Raw genomic sequence first — 15603 nt, forward strand, 5'->3', positions numbered from 1 at the left:
CGGCGCCCGACGTCCGGGCGCACGCAGGACATGACAGAGGCGATCGAGGAGTTCAGTGGTGTACGCAGTCGTGAAGGCCGGTGGCCGGCAGCACAAGGTGGCCGTGGGCGACCGGTTCACGGTCAACCGTCTCGTGGGTGAGGCGGGCGACACTGTCACCCTCCCGGCCCTGCTCCTGGTCGACGGCGACACCGTCACCAGCGACGCGGAGACCCTGGCCGGGGTGACCGTGACCGGCGAGATCGTCGGCCACGGCAAGGGCCCGAAGATCCGCATCCACAAGTTCAAGAACAAGACCGGTTACCACAAGCGTCAGGGGCACCGTCAGCCCCTCACCGACGTCGTGGTCCGCGACATCACGAAGGGCTGACGACGACATGGCACACAAGAAGGGCGCCTCGTCCTCCCGCAACGGCCGCGACTCGAACGCGCAGCGCCTCGGCGTCAAGCGCTTCGGGGGCCAGGTCGTGAAGGCGGGAGAGATCATCGTCCGCCAGCGCGGCACCCACTTCCACCCGGGCCTGGGTGTCGGCCGCGGCGGCGACGACACGCTGTTCGCGCTGCAGCCCGGTGCCGTGACCTTCGGCACGCGGCGGGGACGCAAGACCGTCTCCATCTCCGCGGTCGAGGCCTGAGCACTCGAACGATCCGCTCGACGAGCGCACGGGCTTCGGCTCGTGCGCTCGTGGCGTTTCGGGACAGCTGATCCATGGCCGCTTTCGTCGACCGCGTGGTCGTGCACGTCGCCGCCGGCAACGGCGGGCACGGCGTCGCCTCGATCCACCGCGAGAAGTTCAAGCCGCTCGGCGGCCCCGACGGGGGCAACGGCGGCAACGGCGGGGACGTCGTCCTCGAGGTGGACCCCAGCGTGCACACGCTGCTGGACTTCCACCACCGCCCGCACCAGAAGGCCGGCAACGGCCGGCCCGGTGAGGGCAGCAACCGCCACGGTGCCCGCGGCGAGGACCGCGTGCTGCGCGTCCCCGCCGGCACCGTGGTCAGCACCCCTGACGGCCGGGTGATCGCCGACCTGGTGGGCGCCGGCACCCGGGTCGTCCTGGCGCACGGCGGCAAGGGCGGCCTGGGCAACGCCGCGCTGGCCAACGCCCGCCGGAAGGCGCCGGGCTTCGCGCTGCTCGGGGAGCCGGGTGAGGCCTTCGACGCCGTCATCGAGCTCAAGAGCATCGCCGACGTCGGCCTGGTCGGCTTCCCGTCCGCCGGCAAGTCCTCGCTGATCGCGGCCATGTCCGCGGCGCGGCCGAAGATCGCCGACTACCCGTTCACCACGCTGGTGCCCAACCTCGGCGTCGTCCGCGCCGGCGACACCGTCTTCACGATGGCCGACGTGCCCGGGCTGATCCCCGGCGCGTCCGAGGGCCGCGGGCTGGGCCTGGAGTTCCTCCGCCACATCGAGCGCTGCGCCGTCCTGGTGCACGTCGTCGACATGGCCACGATGGAGCCCGGCCGCGACCCGGAGAGCGACATCGAAGCGCTGCAGCACGAGCTGGCGCAGTACCGCGGGGACCTCGTCGACCGGCTGCGGGTCGCCGTCCTCAACAAGATCGACGTGCCCGACGGGCGCGAGCTGGTCGATCTGGTCCGCGAGCCGCTGGAGCAGCGCGGACTGCAGGTGTTCCCGGTCAGCGCCGCGACCGGCGAGGGGCTGCGTGAGCTCGGCTTCGCGCTGGCGCGGGCGGTGGAGGAGTACCGCGCCGCGCTGCCCGAGCCCGAGCCGGTGCGGCTCACCCTCACCCCGCGCGCGGTCGACGACGGCGGCTTCACCGTCGAGCGCGACCCGGAGGACGAGGGCGCGTTCACCGTGCGCGGGACCAAGCCCGAGCGCTGGGTGCGCCAGACGGACTTCACCAACGACGAGGCCGTGGGGTTCCTGGCCGACCGGCTCAACCGGCTCGGCGTCGAGGACGCCCTGCAGCAGGCCGGCGCGCGGGAGGGTGACACCATCGTCATCGGCGACGTGGCCTTCGACTACGTCCCGACGCTGCCGGCCGGCACGCTGAGCGTCGAGGAGACCGCCGGCCTCGGTGGACGCGGCACCGACTCCCGCATCGACGCGCCGCACCGGGTGCGCGCCGAGGAGCGGCTGGCCGCCAAGCGGGCCCGCCGGGTGCCCTACGAGCTCACCGAGACCTGGACCGACGACGACCTGCCCGAGGACGACCTGCCCGAGGACGGCCTGCCCGAGGACGGCCTGCCCGAGGACGACCTGCCCGAGGACGACCTGCCCGAGGACGACCTGCCCGAGGACGACGCGTGAGTCCGCGCGCGGAGATCGCCGGTGCGCGCCGGGTCGTGGTCAAGGTCGGCTCGTCGTCGCTGACCAGCCTGCCCGGTGGGCTGGACGAGCAGCGGCTGGCCGCCCTGGTCGACGTCCTCGGCGCGGTGCACGGGCAGGGCCGCGAGGTCGTGCTCGTCTCCTCGGGAGCGATCGCCGCCGGGCTGGCCCCGCTCGGGGTCGCCGGTCGGCCGCGGGACCTCGCCACCGCCCAGGCCGCTGCCAGCGTCGGCCAGCTGCGGCTGGTGCAGACCTACGCCGACGCCTTCGCCCGGCACGACGTCACCGTCGGCCAGGTGCTGCTCACCGCCGACGACCTCACCCGGCGCAGCCATTACCGCAACGCCCAGCGCACCCTGGAGCGGCTGCTGACCCTCGGCGTGCTGCCGATCGTGAACGAGAACGACACGGTGGCCACCGAGGAGATCCGGTTCGGCGACAACGACCGGCTGGCCGCGCTCGTCGCCCACGTCGCCCGGGCCGACGCGCTGCTGCTGCTCAGCGACGTCGACGGCGTCTACGACGGCGACCCGCGGCAGGGCCCGGCGCAGCTGATCGACACCGTGCGCGACCCGGCGGACCTCGGCCAGGTCACCCTCGGCACCGCCCGCCGCAACGGCGTGGGCACCGGGGGGATGGCCACCAAGGTCGAGGCCGCGATGATCGCTGCGCACGCCGGCGTCCCCGTCGTCGTGACCTCGACCGCGCAGGCCGCCGCCGCGCTGGCCGGAGAGCCCGTGGGCACCCGCTTCGCCGTCATGGGTCCCCGGCCCCGCGCCCGCCAGTTCTGGCTGCGCTTCGCCACCCGGCCGCGCGGCCGGCTGCACCTCGACGCGGGTGCGGTCCGGGCGCTGCGCGAGCGCGGCGCCTCGCTGCTGCCGGCCGGCATCACCGCCGTGGCGGGGGAGTTCCTCGCCGACGACCCGGTGGAACTGGTCGGCCCCGACGGCGCCGTGGTGGCCCGCGGGCTGGTCGCCTACGACGCCCGGGAGCTGCCGCCGCTGCTGGGCCGCAGGACCAGCGAGCTGGACCCGGAGTACCAGCGCGAGATCGTGCACCGCGACGAGATGGTGCTGGTCCGGCGTCCGTCCCTGGGCTGAGCCCGCGGATCAGGTCGCGAAGACGAACCTGGTCGCGTCCGTGGGGTAGGACGTCCACGCCAGCACGCGGACGGGGTCGAGCGCGAGCGCGCCCGCGAAGGACTCCGCGCCGGCGCCGTACTCGGGGTACTTCGCGTGGGACTCCTCCGCCAGCCGCCGGGTGAGTGCCCGGTCGGGCGAGGCCGGTCGCACGCGGCCCTCGACGACGACGGCCCGCTGGGGGTCCGGCAGGTGCATGGCGACCTGCGGGCGCTCGCGGGCGGTGCGGACGTGCACCGCGTCGTCCCCGCCGCCGTAGTACCAGACGTCGTCGAGCCAGAGCCCGTCCACGGGGACGACGTGCGGCCGACCGTCGGCCCGGCAGGTGATCACCCAGTACTGCCGCGCCGACGCGAGCCGCGCCCGGACCACGGCCCAGCCGAGGGTGGTGCTCGGCGTGCCGTACCCGGTGGGGAGCCGCAGGGGCTCCGCGCGTGGCTCCCTGTTCCCTTCCCGCATGGTGACCTCCCGCCGTCCACCAGCGATACCCGCACTGGGAGACTGCCGACCGTGACGATCCGTCCCATCCGCGAGCTCGGTGACCCGGTCCTCCGCACGCCCGCCGACGAGGTGCGCAGCTTCGACAAGGAGCTCGCCGCTCTCGTCCGCGACCTGGAGGACACCGTCGCCGACCCCGGCCGGGCCGGCGTGGCCGCGCCGCAGATCGGCGTCGGACTGCGCGCGTTCTCCTACAACGTCGACGGGCGCATCGGGCACGTGGTCAACCCGCGGATCGTCGAGCTGTCCGAGGACACCCAGGACGGCGACGAGGGCTGCCTGTCCATCCCCGGCCTCTGGGCGCCCACGCTGCGGGCGATGCACGCCGTCGTGGAGGGGTTCGACGTGCACGGCGAGCCGATCCGGCTGGAGGGCACCGGCCTCATGGCCCGCGCGCTGCAGCACGAGGTCGACCACCTCGACGGCAAGGTGTTCCTCGACCGGCTCACCGGGAACGCCCGCAAGGCCGCGCTCCGCGCACTGCGCGACCGGGGCTGACCCGCCCTCTACGGTGGCGCTCGTGACCGACCTCGCCACCCGCGCCCGCACCCTGCTGGACCTGCACACCGCCCCGGAGATCCTGGTCCTCGCCAACGTGTGGGACGTCGTCTCCGCGCAGGTGGTCGCCGGCACCGAGGGCGTCCGCGCGCTGGCCACCGCCAGCCACGGCATCGCCGCGACCTTCGGCTACCAGGACGGCGAGAACATCCCGCTCGACCTGCACCTGGACATGGTGTCCCGCATCGTCGCGGCCGTGGACCTGCCGGTGAGCATGGACATGGAGGCCGGCTACGGGGACGCGGGGGAGACCGCGCGCCGGGCGATCGCCGCGGGCGTCGTCGGCGGCAACCTCGAGGACCAGATGAAGCCGCTCGACGAGGCCGTGGCCGCCGTCGAGGCGGTGCTGCGCGCCGGCCGGGACGCCGGGATCGACTTCGTGCTCAACGCCCGCACCGACACCTTCGTCCGCGCCGCCGAGGACGCCGACCGCGGCGAGCTCGTCGCCGAGGCGCTCCGCCGCGGCCGGGCCTACCTGGAGGTCGGCGCGCCGGTCGTCTTCGTGCCGCGCCTGGTCGACCGGGACGAGATCGCGGCGGTCGTGGAGGGCCTCGGCCGCAACAGGCTCACGCTGATCAGCGTCCCCGGCGCCTCGCTGCCGGCCCGCGAGCTGCAGCAGCTCGGGGTGGCCCGCGTCTCCACCGGCCCGTTCACCCAGCGGGTCGCGCTCACCGCGCTGCAGGACGCGACGGCGGCGATGGTCGCCGGCGGCACCCTCCCGCCGGGCACCCGCGCGCTGAACTGACCGTCCGCGCGGGCCGGTCGCGCACGAGGCGGTGCGCGTGATGCGGCTACCGGTGGGTAACGAGCCCCGGGACGACGACGTCACGAGAGGTGGACGCATGTCCGAGCTGCTGACCGGGGACTTCTTCGGCTACGAGTCGCTGCTGTCCGACGCCGAGCGCAAGGAGCTGCAGGCGCTCCGCGAGTTCCTCGAGACCGAGGTGCGGCCTGGGGTGAACGCCGCCTGGGCGGCCGCCGAGTTCCCCATGGACCTGATCCCGCGGTTCGCCGAGGTGGGCGCGGTGGGTCGGGGGTACGAGTGGGACGGCCGCCCCGCCACCTCCCGGCTCTACAACGGCTTCCAGGCCCTCGAGCTCTCCCGCGTCGACCCGTCGATGGCCACGTTCCTGGGCGTGCACAACGGCCTGGCGATGGGCTCGATCATGATCCTCGGGTCGGAGGAGCAGCGACAGCGCTGGATCCCGGCGATGATGCGGCTCGACGCCGTCGGCGCCTTCGCGCTCACCGAGCCCGAGGGCGGTTCCGACGTGGCCCGCGGCCTGCGCACCACCGCTCGGCGCGAGGGCGACGAGTGGGTGCTGGACGGCGCCAAGCGGTGGATCGGCAACGGGACCTTCGCCGACCACGTCGTGGTGTTCGCCCGTGACGTGGCCGACGACCAGGTCAAGACGTTCGTCGTCGACAAGGGCACGCCCGGGTTCACCGCCACCAAGATCGAGGACAAGTTCGCGCTGCGCACGGTGCAGAACGCCGACCTGACCTTCACCGGTTGCCGCGTCCCCGCCGACGCCAAGCTGGCGGGCGGCAACTCCTTCAAGGACGTCAACAAGGTGCTCAAGGTGACCCGCGGCGGGGTGGCGTGGTCCGGCGTCGGCTGCCAGATGGGCGCCTACGAGGCAGCGCTCCGCTACGCGCGGGAGCGCGAGCAGTTCGGCCGACCGATCGGCTCCTTCCAGCTGGTCCAGGACCTGCTGGCCCGCATGCTCGGCAACGTCACCGCCGCGCTGGGCATGGTGGTGCGGGTCGCTCAGCTGCAGGAGGCCGGTGACCTGCGCGACGACCAGGCGGCGCTGGCCAAGAGCTACGTCACCACCCGGGGCCGGGAGACCGTCGCGATGGCCCGGGAGGTGTTCGGCGGCAACGGCATCGTCCTCGGCAACGACGTCATCCGGTACTTCGCCGACGCCGAGGCGTTGTACTCCTACGAGGGCACCCGGGAGATCAACACGCTGATCGTCGGACGGTCGGTGACCGGGCTCAGCGCCTTCGTCTGAGCCCCGCACCCCCAGGACCGGACCCGGGGTCAGCCGGTCAGTCCGGCGCCGGGGACGACCAGGCCGAGGACGGCGAACTCCGTGGTCGGCAGCGGGACCGCCGGGGACTGCCCGGCGACCTCGGCCGTGACCGGGCCGACCACCTCTGCCTCGTAGCGGTCGTGGGCCTCCCGCGACTCCCACACCTCCACCACCTGGAAGCCCGCGTCGGTGACCCGCGCCAGGTGCACGAGCAGGCCCTCGACCGTGCCGCCGGTCCGGCGGAGCAGTTCGGCGTGCACGGCGTCGTACAGCGCGGCCGGTGCCGGGACGTCGACGACCACGCCCCAGGTCACCGGGAGCTCCTCAGGGAGTCGCCGTGCCGGCGGGCGGACAGCTCCGCCGCGCCCTCGCCGGACAGCCGGTCCAGCCCGGCCTCCCGCCCGGTGGCCAGCAACAGCAGCGCGGCGATCGGCCCCTCGACCGGGAGGCCGGACCCGACGGCCCAGTCGGCGTCGGTCGCGGTCAGCCGGAACCCCCGGAGCCGCCGGCGGGCCCGGAACGGGAAGCCCGTGTCCCAGACCCGCTGGGCGGCCGCCGCGGCGGCCGCCGGGGGCACGGGCCGGGTCCGGCCCAGCGGGACGGTGATGTCCTGACCGTGGACGAGGACGTCGATGAGCGGTTCCAGCGGGGTGATGAACGGAGCCGTGCGCCGCGAGCCGACCATCGCCCGCAGCCGCCGCGCGCACTCCGCGGGCGGCAGGGGAGCGGCGCGCAGGGCGCTGTCGCGGATCATCCGGTCGAAGCTGCCCCCCGCGCGCACGGCGCCGACCAGCGCGGCGCCGAGGCCCATGTGCGCCTGCGTGAGGTGGACGGCGACGTCCCCCACGCGCCAGGCGTCGCAGAGCGAGGCCGTCCGCCACTCCGCCGGGGAGAGGTCCTCGAGGAGGTCGGCGAGGCTGGTGCGCTCCGCATCGATGGTCCGCCACACGTCGTCGGGGTCCATGGTGCCTCCACCGATTGGTACGATGCTCGAACCATCTAGTCAGAGAACCTGACCACCGTCAAGGGGGAGAGTGGCCGAGACAGCGGGCGAGCGGCAGAACCTCGGTCTGCTCTGCTTCTATCCGCACCGGGCCATGGAGGCGCGGCTGATCGCGGCCCTGGCCACCGCGGGGTTCGACGACATCACTCCGGCGCAGGGCCGCATCGCCGCCCGGATCGGGCCTGCGGGCACGCGGCTCACCGCCCTGGCCGAGCAGGCGCTGGTGACCAAGCAGACCGCGGGTCACCTCGTCGACCAGCTGGAGCGAGCCGGCTACGTCCGCCGGGTGCCCGACCCCACCGACGCCCGGGCCCGGCTGGTGCAGATGGCCGAGCGTGGGCACGAGGTCGTCGCGGTGGCCCGCCGGGTCGAGGCGGAGGTGGAGGCCGAGTGGGCGGCGCACCTGGGGGAGGAGGCCACTGCCCAGCTGCGCGCGGCCCTCGAGCGGCTGCGGGAGATCACCGATCCGTACCGCTGACCGGACCAGCTGGCTACGCAGGTGTCGCGTCCCTGGCCAGGTCGGCCTGGCCAACCTGGCCCGAACACCTTACGGTAGGGGCATGACGCACATCAACGTTCAGGAGGCGAAGACGCGGCTGTCCCAGCTGCTCGCGGCCGCCGAGCGCGGCGAGGAGGTCGTCATCGCACGGGGCGGCAGGCCGGTGGTGCGTCTCGTGCCGGTCGACGAGCCCGCGCCCCGCCCCGTCGGCTTCGTGGCGGGTTCCGTCCCCGAGGCGTTCTCCGAGCCCCTGCCGGACGACGAACTGGCCCGCTGGGAGTGACCTCGCTGCTCCTCGACACCCACGCACTGCTGTGGGTCCTGGTGGATCCAGAACGCATCCCCGCAGCGACCCTCGCGACCGTACGGGCGCCGGAGACCAACGTGTACGTCTCCGCGGCCAGCGCCTGGGAGATCGCCACGAAGCACCGATTGGGCAAGCTGGAGGGCGCGGCCGCGGTGGTGAGCGGTTATCGGGAGCACCTCGCCAGGCTGCGGGCGGAGGAGCTCGCCATCGCCGGGCACCACGCGCTCACCGCCGGCAGCCTGCAGTGGTCCCACCGCGACCCGTTCGACCGGGTGATCGTCGCCCAGGCGGTGCTGGAGTCCCTTCCCGTCGTCACGAGTGACGCCGCGCTCGTGGGTTTCCCGGCGATCCGCACCGTGTGGTGACCCGCCCGCTCAGCGGGCGGCGCAGGCCGCGCAGGTGCCGAAGACCTCCAGCTGGTGCTGGACGTCGGCGAAGCCGTGCTCGGCGGCGACTCGGGCGGCCCACCGCTCGACCGGCGGGTCGGCCACCTCGACGGTGCGGCCGCAGGAGCGGCACACCAGGTGGTGGTGGTGCACCGGAGAGCAGCGCCGGTAGGCGGCCTCGCCCTCGTTCCGGAGCACGTCGACCAGGCCGTCGTCCACCAGGGCCTGCAGCGCTCGGTAGACCGTCGCCAGGCCCACGGCGTCGCCGCGCTCGCGGAGCAGGGCGTGCAGGTCCTGGGCGGTGCGGAAGCCGTCCTGGTCGTCGAGCAGGGCCAGGACTGCGCTGCGCTGCCGGGTCTGCCGGCGCGGCGCCTCGGTCACGCTCGTCCCCCCGTCCCCGCCGACGGCGCCGCGTGCTCGCCGTGCTCGTCGTAGTGCACCCCCGTGCCGGTGCGGTGCACCGCGTGCAGGTGGCCGTCGTGGTCGTAGTCGACGTGGTCACCGTGCGGCACTGCCGGGTGCCCGCAACCGGCACCGTGCTCGTGCGGGTGGGCGGCGTGCACCTCGGCGCGGCGCCGGTGCCGGCGGCGGGCGGTCGCCTCGCGCACCGCGACCGCGGCCGTGGCCAGCAGGAACAGCGCGATCGCCAGCAGCACGATGGTGCCGCCGGACGGCGTGCCGGTGTAGTACGAGGCGGTCGTGCCGACGACGCTGGTGACCAGGCCGATCCCGCAGGCCAGGTACACGGTCTGGCGGAAGCTGCGCGCCAGCTGCTGGGCGACCGCGCTCGGCACGATCATCAGCGCGCTGATCAGCAGCAGCCCCACGACCCGCATGGACAGCACGACGGTCGCCGCCACCAGGGCCGCCAGCACGATGTTGAGCGCCAGCACCGGCAGGCCGACCGCGCGGGCGTACTCCTCGTCGTCGCTCACGGCGTACAGCCGCTGCCCGAGGAGCGACACGACGCCGAGCACGACGACGGTGATGACGCCGAAGACCGCGACGTCCGCGGTGGTCGTGGTGGTGATCGCGCCGAACAGGTAGGCCTCGAGGTTGGTGGCCTGCCCCTGCGGGGCGAGGCTCAGCAGCACCACGCCGCCGGCGATGCCGCCGTAGAACAGCACGGCGAGGGCGACGTCGCCACTGGTGCGGCCGCGGGCGCGCACCAGTTCGATGAGCACCGCGCCGAGCACGGCGGCCACCAACGCCGTCCCGACCGGGGCGGTGGAGGTCAGGACGCCGACCGCGACACCGGTGAGCGCGACGTGCCCGAGGCCGTCACCGAGCAGCGAAAGCCGGCGCTGCACCAGGAAGACGCCGACCGCCGGGGCCACCAGGCCGACCATCAGCGAGGCCAGCAGCGCCCGCTGCATGAAGCCGTACTCGAGGACCTCCACCTCAGCGCCCTCCGTCCGTGGTCACCCGGGGCTGGTCCAGGCGGTACCCGCGCGAGGGCGCCAGCCCGGTGCCCTCGGGGTGGTGGTGCCCGTCGGTCGCGGACTCGGCCCCGGCCCCGGCCAGCGGCCCGTCGTAGCCGATCCGGCCGTGGTCGACGACGACCGCCCGGGTGAGGACGCCGGCCAGCGCCGCGGTCTCGTGCGTGACGACCAGCAGCGTGGTCCCGGTGGCCGACACGTCGGCCAGGACGGCGGCCAGCGCGTCCTGGCTGGCGGCGTCCACCCCGGCGGTCGGTTCGTCCATGACCAGCAGCTCCGGCTCGGCGGCCAGTGCGCGGGCGACCAGCACCCGGCGCTGCTGGCCTCCGGACAGCGAGGCGACCGGGTCGCCGAGCCGGTCGGCCAGCCCGACCGCGGCGACGGCGTCCTGCACCGCGGCGCGGTCGGCAGGGCGCAGCCGGCCGAACGGGCCCAGCCGGGCCAGCCGGCCGACGCCGACCACCTCGCGCACCGTGGCGGGGACCGCGCCGCTCACCGTGTGCCGCTGCGGCACGTAGCCGATCCGGCCGCGCTCGCGCGATCGCCCGACCGGAGCGCCGAGGACCTCCACCTCACCGCCCAGCACCGTGGCCAGGCCGAGCAGTCCGCGGGCCAGCGTGGTCTTGCCCGACCCGTTGGAGCCCAGGACGGCGACCGCCTCGCCGTCGGCCACGGTGAGGTCGACGCCCTGGACGACGGCGACGTCGCCGTAGCCGATGCGGGCGCCCCGCAGCCGGATGGCGCTCATGAGCAGGACTGGCCCTCCCGCAGCGTGGCCAGGTTGGCCCGCATGACCTCGAGGTAGTCGCTGCCGGCCGACTCGTCGGTGAGGCCCTCGATCGGGTCGAGGACGGCGGTCCGCACCCCGGCCTCGGTCGCGACGGTCTCGGCGACCGCGGGGTCGACGAGGGTCTCGGTGTAGACGGTGGTCACCCCGCGCTCCCGGACGAGGGCGGTGATCTCCGCGAGCTGCGCGGGGTCCGGCTCCTGGGAGGGGCTGAGCCCGCTGATGCCGACCACCTCGAGACCGTAGCGGTCGGCGAGGTAGCCGAACGCGTCGTGGCCGGTGACCAGGGTGTCCACCGCGCAGCCCGCCAGGCCGTCCTGGATCTCGGTGTCCAGCGCCTCGAGGTCGGCCCGCAGCGCGGCGGCGTTCTGCTCGAAGCCCGCCGCGCCGTCGGGGTCGGCCTCGGCCAGCCGCTCGGCCAGGGCGTCGCCGACGGAGGCGAGCCGGATCGGGTCCAGCCAGAAGTGCGGGTCGAGCGCCTCGTCGTCCCCGGCGTGTTCCGCGTGCTCCTCGGCGGTCTCGCCCTCGGCGGCGTGCTCCTCGGCGGCGTGCTCCTCGGCGGTCAGCGTGAGGTCGGCGGCCTGGCCGGCGTCCCAGGCGGTGCCGGCGGCCTCGGTGGCGGCGACCGCGTCGAGGGCCGGCTGGAACCCGTCCAGGTAGACGAGCAGGTCGGCCTCGGCGACCGCGGCGACGTCCCGCGGGGCCAGTTCCAGGTCGTGGGCCTCCGCGCCGGGCGGGGTGAGCGAGGAGACGTCCAGCCGGTCGCCACCGACGCGCTCCGCCGCCCACTCCAGCGGGTAGAAGCCAGCGACGACGGTGAGCCCGTCCCCGGCACCGTCCCCGGCACCGCCCGCGGCGGCGTCGTCGGAGCCGCCGCACCCGGCCAGCGCGAGGGCGGCGGCCGAGGCGGTCGCGGCGGTCACGGCACGCGTCGTCCAGATGCTCATGAGAATCATTCTCGCACAGGGAGTGTGGGTCGAGGGAGCCGGAGATCCGCCCGCCCCCGCGTACGCTCGCGGGCGTGTCCGACGTCTCCGGCCTGCCGCTGATCGGGGCCGCGGCGCTGCGCGCCCGCGCCGCCGCCCGGGTGCTGCGCACCCTGCCCACCGACACCAAGGACGCCGCGCTGCGCGCCATGGCCGACGCGCTGGTCGAGCGCGCCGACGAGGTGCTCGCCGCCAACGCCGCCGACGTGGAGGCGGCCGCGGCCGACGGCACCCCGGCCTCGGTCCTCGACCGGCTGCGGCTGGATCCCGGCCGCATCGCCGGGGTGGCCGACGCGCTGCGCGAGCTGGTCGCGCTGCCCGACCCGGTCGGCGACGTCGTCCGCGGGTCGACGCTGCCCAACGGGCTGCAGCTGCGCCAGGTCCGGGTGCCCCTCGGCGTGGTCGGCATCGTCTACGAGGCCCGGCCCAACGTGACCGTCGACGCGGCGGGCCTGTGCCTCAAGAGCGGCAACGCGGCGCTGCTGCGCGGCTCGGCCTCGGCGTTCGGCACGAACACCGCGCTGGTCGCCGTCCTCACCGAGGCGGCGCAGAAGGCCGGGCTGCCGGCCGGCTCGGTCGAGCTGCTGCCGGCCGACCGCGCCTCGGTCGGCGAGCTGCTGAACGCCCGCGGGGTCGTCGACGTGGTGATCCCGCGCGGCGGGGCGTCGCTGATCCAGCGGGTGGTGCGCGAGGCGCGGGTGCCGGTCATCGAGACCGGCGAGGGCAACTGCCACGTCTACGTCGACGCCTCGGCCGACCCCGCGACCGCCGAGGCCATCGTGCTCAACGCCAAGACCCACCGGGTCAGCGTCTGCAACTCCGCCGAGACGCTGCTGGTGCACCGCGACGTGGCGTTCCTGCCGCGCCTGCTGTCCGCGCTCGTGGACGCCGGCGTGACGCTGCACGGGGACGCCGCCGCGCAGGCCGCGCACAGCGCCGTCCTCCCCGCCGGCGACGAGGACTGGGCGACAGAGTACCTGTCGATGGACATGGCGGTGCGGGTGGTCGACGACCTGCCGGCCGCGCTGGACCACATCGAGCGGTGGGGGAGCGGGCACTCCGAGGCGATAGTCGCCGACTCCGCGCGCGCCATCGCCGACTTCACCGCCGGGGTGGACGCCGCCGCGGTCCTGGTCAACGCCTCGACCCGGTTCACCGACGGCGGGGAGTTCGGCTTCGGCGCCGAGATCGGCATCTCCACCCAGAAGCTGCACGCCCGCGGTCCGCTGGGCCTGCCGGAGCTGACGTCCACCACCTACGTCGTGACGGGGACCGGCCACACCCGCCGCTGACGCCCGTCACGGCCCCGATCGAGGAGTCGCATGCCCCGCCCGCCGTCGCAGTCCCCGCAGTTCTCCTCGGTCTCCGACGTCGGCAAGCGGCTGGCGGCGGCCGGCTACCTGCCCGACGCCCAGATCTCGACCACGGTCTTCCTCGCCGACCGGCTGGGCAAGCCGTTGCTGGTCGAGGGACCGGCGGGCACGGGCAAGACCGAGCTGGCCAAGGCGCTGGCGGCGTCCACCGGGTCGGAGCTGATCCGGCTGCAGTGCTACGAGGGCCTCGACGAGGCGCGGGCGCTGTACGAGTGGAACTACAAGAAGCAGCTGCTGCGCATCCAGGCGTCGCAGGGCGCCGACGGCGCGGACTGGAACACCGTCCACGACGACATCTTCGGCGAGGAGTTCCTGCTGTCCCGGCCGCTGCTGACCGCCATCCGGCGCACCGAGCCGACCGTGCTGCTCATCGACGAGACCGACAAGGCCGACGTCGAGGTGGAGGGCCTGCTGCTGGAGGTGCTCAGCGACTTCCAGGTCACCATCCCCGAGCTCGGCACGGTGACCGCGGCGCGCCGGCCGATGGTGGTGCTGACCTCCAACGCCACGCGGGAGCTGTCCGAGGCGCTCAAGCGGCGCTGCCTGTACCTGGCGCTGGACTACCCGTCGGCCGCGCGGGAGCGGGAGATCGTGCTGTCGCGGGTGCCCGACCTCGCCCCGGGTCTGGCCGAGCAGCTGGTGCGCACCGTCCGGGCGTTGCGCGCGCTGGAGCTCAAGAAGTCCCCGTCGATCTCCGAGACCCTCGACTGGGCGCAGACGCTGCTCGAGCTGGGGCTGGACACCCTCGACGAGCCGGCGGTCCGCTCGACGCTGGGCGTGGTGCTCAAGCACGCCAGCGACCAGGAGCGGGCCGCGGCCGAGCTGCGGCTCAACTGATGTCGGTTCCGGGTCCGGCTGCTGGGTCCGGCGGGCTCGCCGGGCACCTCGACGGCTTCGTCCGCGCAGTCCGCGACGCCGGCATCCCGGTCGGCATCAGCCAGGCCGTGGACGCCGCCGAGATCCTCACCGTGGTCGACCTCCTCGACCGCGAGCAGCTGCGGCACGGCCTCGCAGCGGTGCTGCTGCAGCGGGCGGCGCAGCGGCCCGCCTACGACGTGCTGTTCGACCTGTGGTGGCCGCTGTCCGACCGGCCGGCGCTCCCCTCGGCCGTGGATCCGGACGACGGCGAGCCGGGGGAGCCCGGCGAGTCCACCTTCGACCTGCCCGACGGCACCGACCTGGCGCAGCTCATGCGCGAGGAGCTGGGCCGGCTGCTGCTCGACGGCGACGAGGAGGCGCTGCGCCGCTTCGCGCGCGAGGCGGTCGACCAGCTGGGCCGGACGGCGCCGTCGCCCTCGGGGCAGTCCTTCTTCAGCTACCGGGTGATGCGGGCGCTCTCGCCGGACACCCTGGTCGCCCAGCTGCTGGCCGGCCTGCTCGGGAACGCCGGGCGCGGCGGGCTGGCCGAGCAGGTGGCCCGCCAGACGGTGCGCGAGCGGCTGGCCGCCTTCCGGGCCGCGGTGGAGGCCGAGGTCCGGCGGCGGACGGCGGCCGAGCGCGGCCGGGACAAGGTCGCGAAGAACGCCGTCCGCCCGCTGGCCGACCAGGTCGACTTCCTGCGCGCCCAGGCCGCGGACCTCGCCGAACTGCGCCGGACGGTGGCCCCGCTGGCCCGGCGGCTGGCCGTGCGGCTCTCGGCGCGACGACAGCTGGGCCGGGAGGGCCGGCTGGACTTCCGCAAGACCGTCCGGGCGTCGCTGGGCACCGGCGGCGTGCCGGTGGTGACCCACCACCGGCCGCGGAAGGTGCACAAGCCGGAACTGGTCGTGCTGTGCGACGTCAGCGGCTCGGTGGCCGGCTTCAGCCACTTCACGCTGATGCTGACCCAGGCGCTGCGCGAGCACTTCTCCGGCGTCCGGGCGTTCGCCTTCGTCGACTCCACCGACGAGGTGACCCGCTTCTTCCGCCCCGGCGCGGACGTCGCCGACGCGGTCGCCCGGATCGGCCGGGAGGCCGACGTCGTCGCGTTCGACGGGCACAGCGACTACGGAACGGCGTTCGAGGTGTTCGCCGACCGCTGGGCCTCGGCGGTCGGTCCGAAGACGTCGCTGCTCGTGCTCGGCGACGGGCGCACCAACTTCCGTTCGCCGGGGCTGCCGGTGCTGGCCGACCTCGTCCGCCGCTCGCGCACGGCGCACTGGCTCAACCCCGAGCCCCGGCGGCTGTGGGGCAGCGGCGACTCCGCCGCGGACCGCTACGGCGAGGTCGTCGACATGGTCGAGTGCCGCAACGCCGCCCAGCTCGCGGACTTCGTCACCACGCTCTGAGCGGCCTGCCGTCGCGTACCCGCGGCGGA

The 15603-nt window shown here is 74.8% G+C and carries 20 protein-coding genes; 13 read left to right on the forward strand and 7 right to left on the reverse strand.

Annotated features, from left to right (window positions below):
- The first annotated feature begins 58 nt into the window (after positions 1-58).
- From rplU to proB, 4 genes are all read left to right on the forward strand, one after another.
- On the forward strand, positions 59-370 hold the full coding sequence (gene rplU, locus BUB17_RS01445; RefSeq protein WP_072911969.1) for a 50S ribosomal protein L21: 312 nt from the start codon (positions 59-61) through the stop codon (positions 368-370).
- Positions 371-377: 7 nt separating this feature from the next.
- On the forward strand, positions 378-635 hold the full coding sequence (rpmA, locus tag BUB17_RS01450) for a 50S ribosomal protein L27 (RefSeq protein ID WP_012947748.1): 258 nt from the start codon (positions 378-380) through the stop codon (positions 633-635).
- A 74-nt stretch (positions 636-709) separates the two neighbouring features.
- Positions 710-2275 carry a GTPase ObgE gene (gene obgE, locus BUB17_RS01455; protein ID WP_072911970.1) on the forward strand — a complete coding sequence of 522 codons (1566 nt, stop codon included), beginning with the start codon at positions 710-712 and terminating at the stop codon, positions 2273-2275.
- Positions 2272-3393, forward strand: a complete 1122-nt coding sequence (gene proB, locus BUB17_RS01460) for a glutamate 5-kinase (protein ID WP_072911972.1) — start codon at positions 2272-2274, stop codon at positions 3391-3393. Before obgE ends, proB begins: the two co-directional genes overlap by 4 nt.
- 9 nt (positions 3394-3402) lie before the next feature.
- Here proB and BUB17_RS01465 read toward each other — a convergent pair whose 3' ends face one another.
- Entirely contained in the window at positions 3403-3891 is a 489-nt protein-coding gene (locus BUB17_RS01465) for a pyridoxamine 5'-phosphate oxidase family protein (RefSeq protein WP_072911974.1), read from the reverse strand.
- Positions 3892-3942: 51 nt separating this feature from the next.
- Here BUB17_RS01465 and def point away from each other — a divergent pair, with 51 nt between their 5' ends.
- The 3 genes from def (at position 3943) to BUB17_RS01480 (ending at position 6506) form a co-directional block, all read left to right on the forward strand.
- Positions 3943-4428 carry a peptide deformylase gene (def, locus tag BUB17_RS01470; RefSeq protein ID WP_072911975.1) on the forward strand — a complete coding sequence of 162 codons (486 nt, stop codon included), beginning with the start codon at positions 3943-3945 and terminating at the stop codon, positions 4426-4428.
- Between the two features lie 22 nt (positions 4429-4450).
- Positions 4451-5233: an isocitrate lyase/PEP mutase family protein gene (locus tag BUB17_RS01475; RefSeq protein ID WP_072912587.1), complete on the forward strand. Its 783-nt coding sequence runs from the start codon at positions 4451-4453 to the stop codon at positions 5231-5233.
- 97 nt (positions 5234-5330) lie between these two features.
- Positions 5331-6506 carry an acyl-CoA dehydrogenase family protein gene (locus tag BUB17_RS01480; protein WP_072911978.1) on the forward strand — a complete coding sequence of 392 codons (1176 nt, stop codon included), beginning with the start codon at positions 5331-5333 and terminating at the stop codon, positions 6504-6506.
- A gap of 29 nt (positions 6507-6535) precedes the next feature.
- On the opposite strand, the gene BUB17_RS26500 is transcribed toward BUB17_RS01480, so the two are convergent.
- Positions 6536-6841, reverse strand: coding sequence for a hypothetical protein (locus tag BUB17_RS26500; protein ID WP_072911983.1), 306 nt, complete (start codon positions 6839-6841; stop codon positions 6536-6538).
- Positions 6838-7491 carry a maleylpyruvate isomerase family mycothiol-dependent enzyme gene (locus BUB17_RS01490; protein ID WP_072911987.1) on the reverse strand — a complete coding sequence of 218 codons (654 nt, stop codon included), beginning with the start codon at positions 7489-7491 and terminating at the stop codon, positions 6838-6840. Before BUB17_RS01490 ends, BUB17_RS26500 begins: the two co-directional genes overlap by 4 nt.
- A gap of 70 nt (positions 7492-7561) precedes the next feature.
- Here BUB17_RS01490 and BUB17_RS01495 point away from each other — a divergent pair, with 70 nt between their 5' ends.
- From BUB17_RS01495 to BUB17_RS01505, 3 genes are all read left to right on the forward strand, one after another.
- A complete protein-coding gene (locus BUB17_RS01495) occupies positions 7562-8008 on the forward strand; it encodes a MarR family winged helix-turn-helix transcriptional regulator (protein WP_083605891.1) in 447 nt (148 codons plus the stop codon).
- Positions 8009-8090: 82 nt separating this feature from the next.
- A complete protein-coding gene (locus BUB17_RS01500) occupies positions 8091-8312 on the forward strand; it encodes a type II toxin-antitoxin system Phd/YefM family antitoxin (RefSeq protein WP_072911991.1) in 222 nt (73 codons plus the stop codon).
- Positions 8309-8701: a type II toxin-antitoxin system VapC family toxin gene (locus tag BUB17_RS01505; protein WP_072911994.1), complete on the forward strand. Its 393-nt coding sequence runs from the start codon at positions 8309-8311 to the stop codon at positions 8699-8701. Before BUB17_RS01500 ends, BUB17_RS01505 begins: the two co-directional genes overlap by 4 nt.
- 9 nt (positions 8702-8710) lie before the next feature.
- Here BUB17_RS01505 and BUB17_RS01510 read toward each other — a convergent pair whose 3' ends face one another.
- The 4 genes from BUB17_RS01510 to BUB17_RS01525 are packed head-to-tail and all read right to left on the reverse strand — an operon-like array spanning position 8711 to position 11895.
- A complete protein-coding gene (locus BUB17_RS01510; RefSeq protein WP_072911997.1) occupies positions 8711-9103 on the reverse strand; it encodes a Fur family transcriptional regulator in 393 nt (130 codons plus the stop codon).
- On the reverse strand, positions 9100-10122 hold the full coding sequence (locus tag BUB17_RS01515; RefSeq protein ID WP_072912000.1) for a metal ABC transporter permease: 1023 nt from the start codon (positions 10120-10122) through the stop codon (positions 9100-9102). Before BUB17_RS01515 ends, BUB17_RS01510 begins: the two co-directional genes overlap by 4 nt.
- Position 10123: 1 nt before the next feature.
- Positions 10124-10909, reverse strand: a complete 786-nt coding sequence (locus tag BUB17_RS01520; RefSeq protein WP_072912003.1) for a metal ABC transporter ATP-binding protein — start codon at positions 10907-10909, stop codon at positions 10124-10126.
- Positions 10906-11895, reverse strand: coding sequence for a metal ABC transporter substrate-binding protein (locus BUB17_RS01525; RefSeq protein ID WP_072912006.1), 990 nt, complete (start codon positions 11893-11895; stop codon positions 10906-10908). Before BUB17_RS01525 ends, BUB17_RS01520 begins: the two co-directional genes overlap by 4 nt.
- A 74-nt stretch (positions 11896-11969) precedes the next feature.
- Between BUB17_RS01525 and BUB17_RS01530 the strand changes: the two genes are divergently transcribed.
- Genes BUB17_RS01530 through BUB17_RS01540 form a run of 3 tightly spaced genes read left to right on the forward strand, consistent with a single transcriptional unit; the run spans position 11970 to position 15574 of the window.
- Positions 11970-13226, forward strand: coding sequence for a glutamate-5-semialdehyde dehydrogenase (locus tag BUB17_RS01530; protein ID WP_208983284.1), 1257 nt, complete (start codon positions 11970-11972; stop codon positions 13224-13226).
- A gap of 30 nt (positions 13227-13256) precedes the next feature.
- Positions 13257-14144, forward strand: coding sequence for an AAA family ATPase (locus tag BUB17_RS01535; RefSeq protein ID WP_072912009.1), 888 nt, complete (start codon positions 13257-13259; stop codon positions 14142-14144).
- Complete coding sequence (locus tag BUB17_RS01540) at positions 14144-15574, forward strand: vWA domain-containing protein (protein WP_175561240.1); 1431 nt, start codon at positions 14144-14146, stop codon at positions 15572-15574. Before BUB17_RS01535 ends, BUB17_RS01540 begins: the two co-directional genes overlap by 1 nt.
- The last annotated feature ends 29 nt before the right edge of the window (positions 15575-15603 follow it).

Source organism: Geodermatophilus obscurus, assembly GCF_900143215.1.
GTDB classification, from domain to species: domain Bacteria; phylum Actinomycetota; class Actinomycetes; order Mycobacteriales; family Geodermatophilaceae; genus Geodermatophilus; species Geodermatophilus obscurus_A.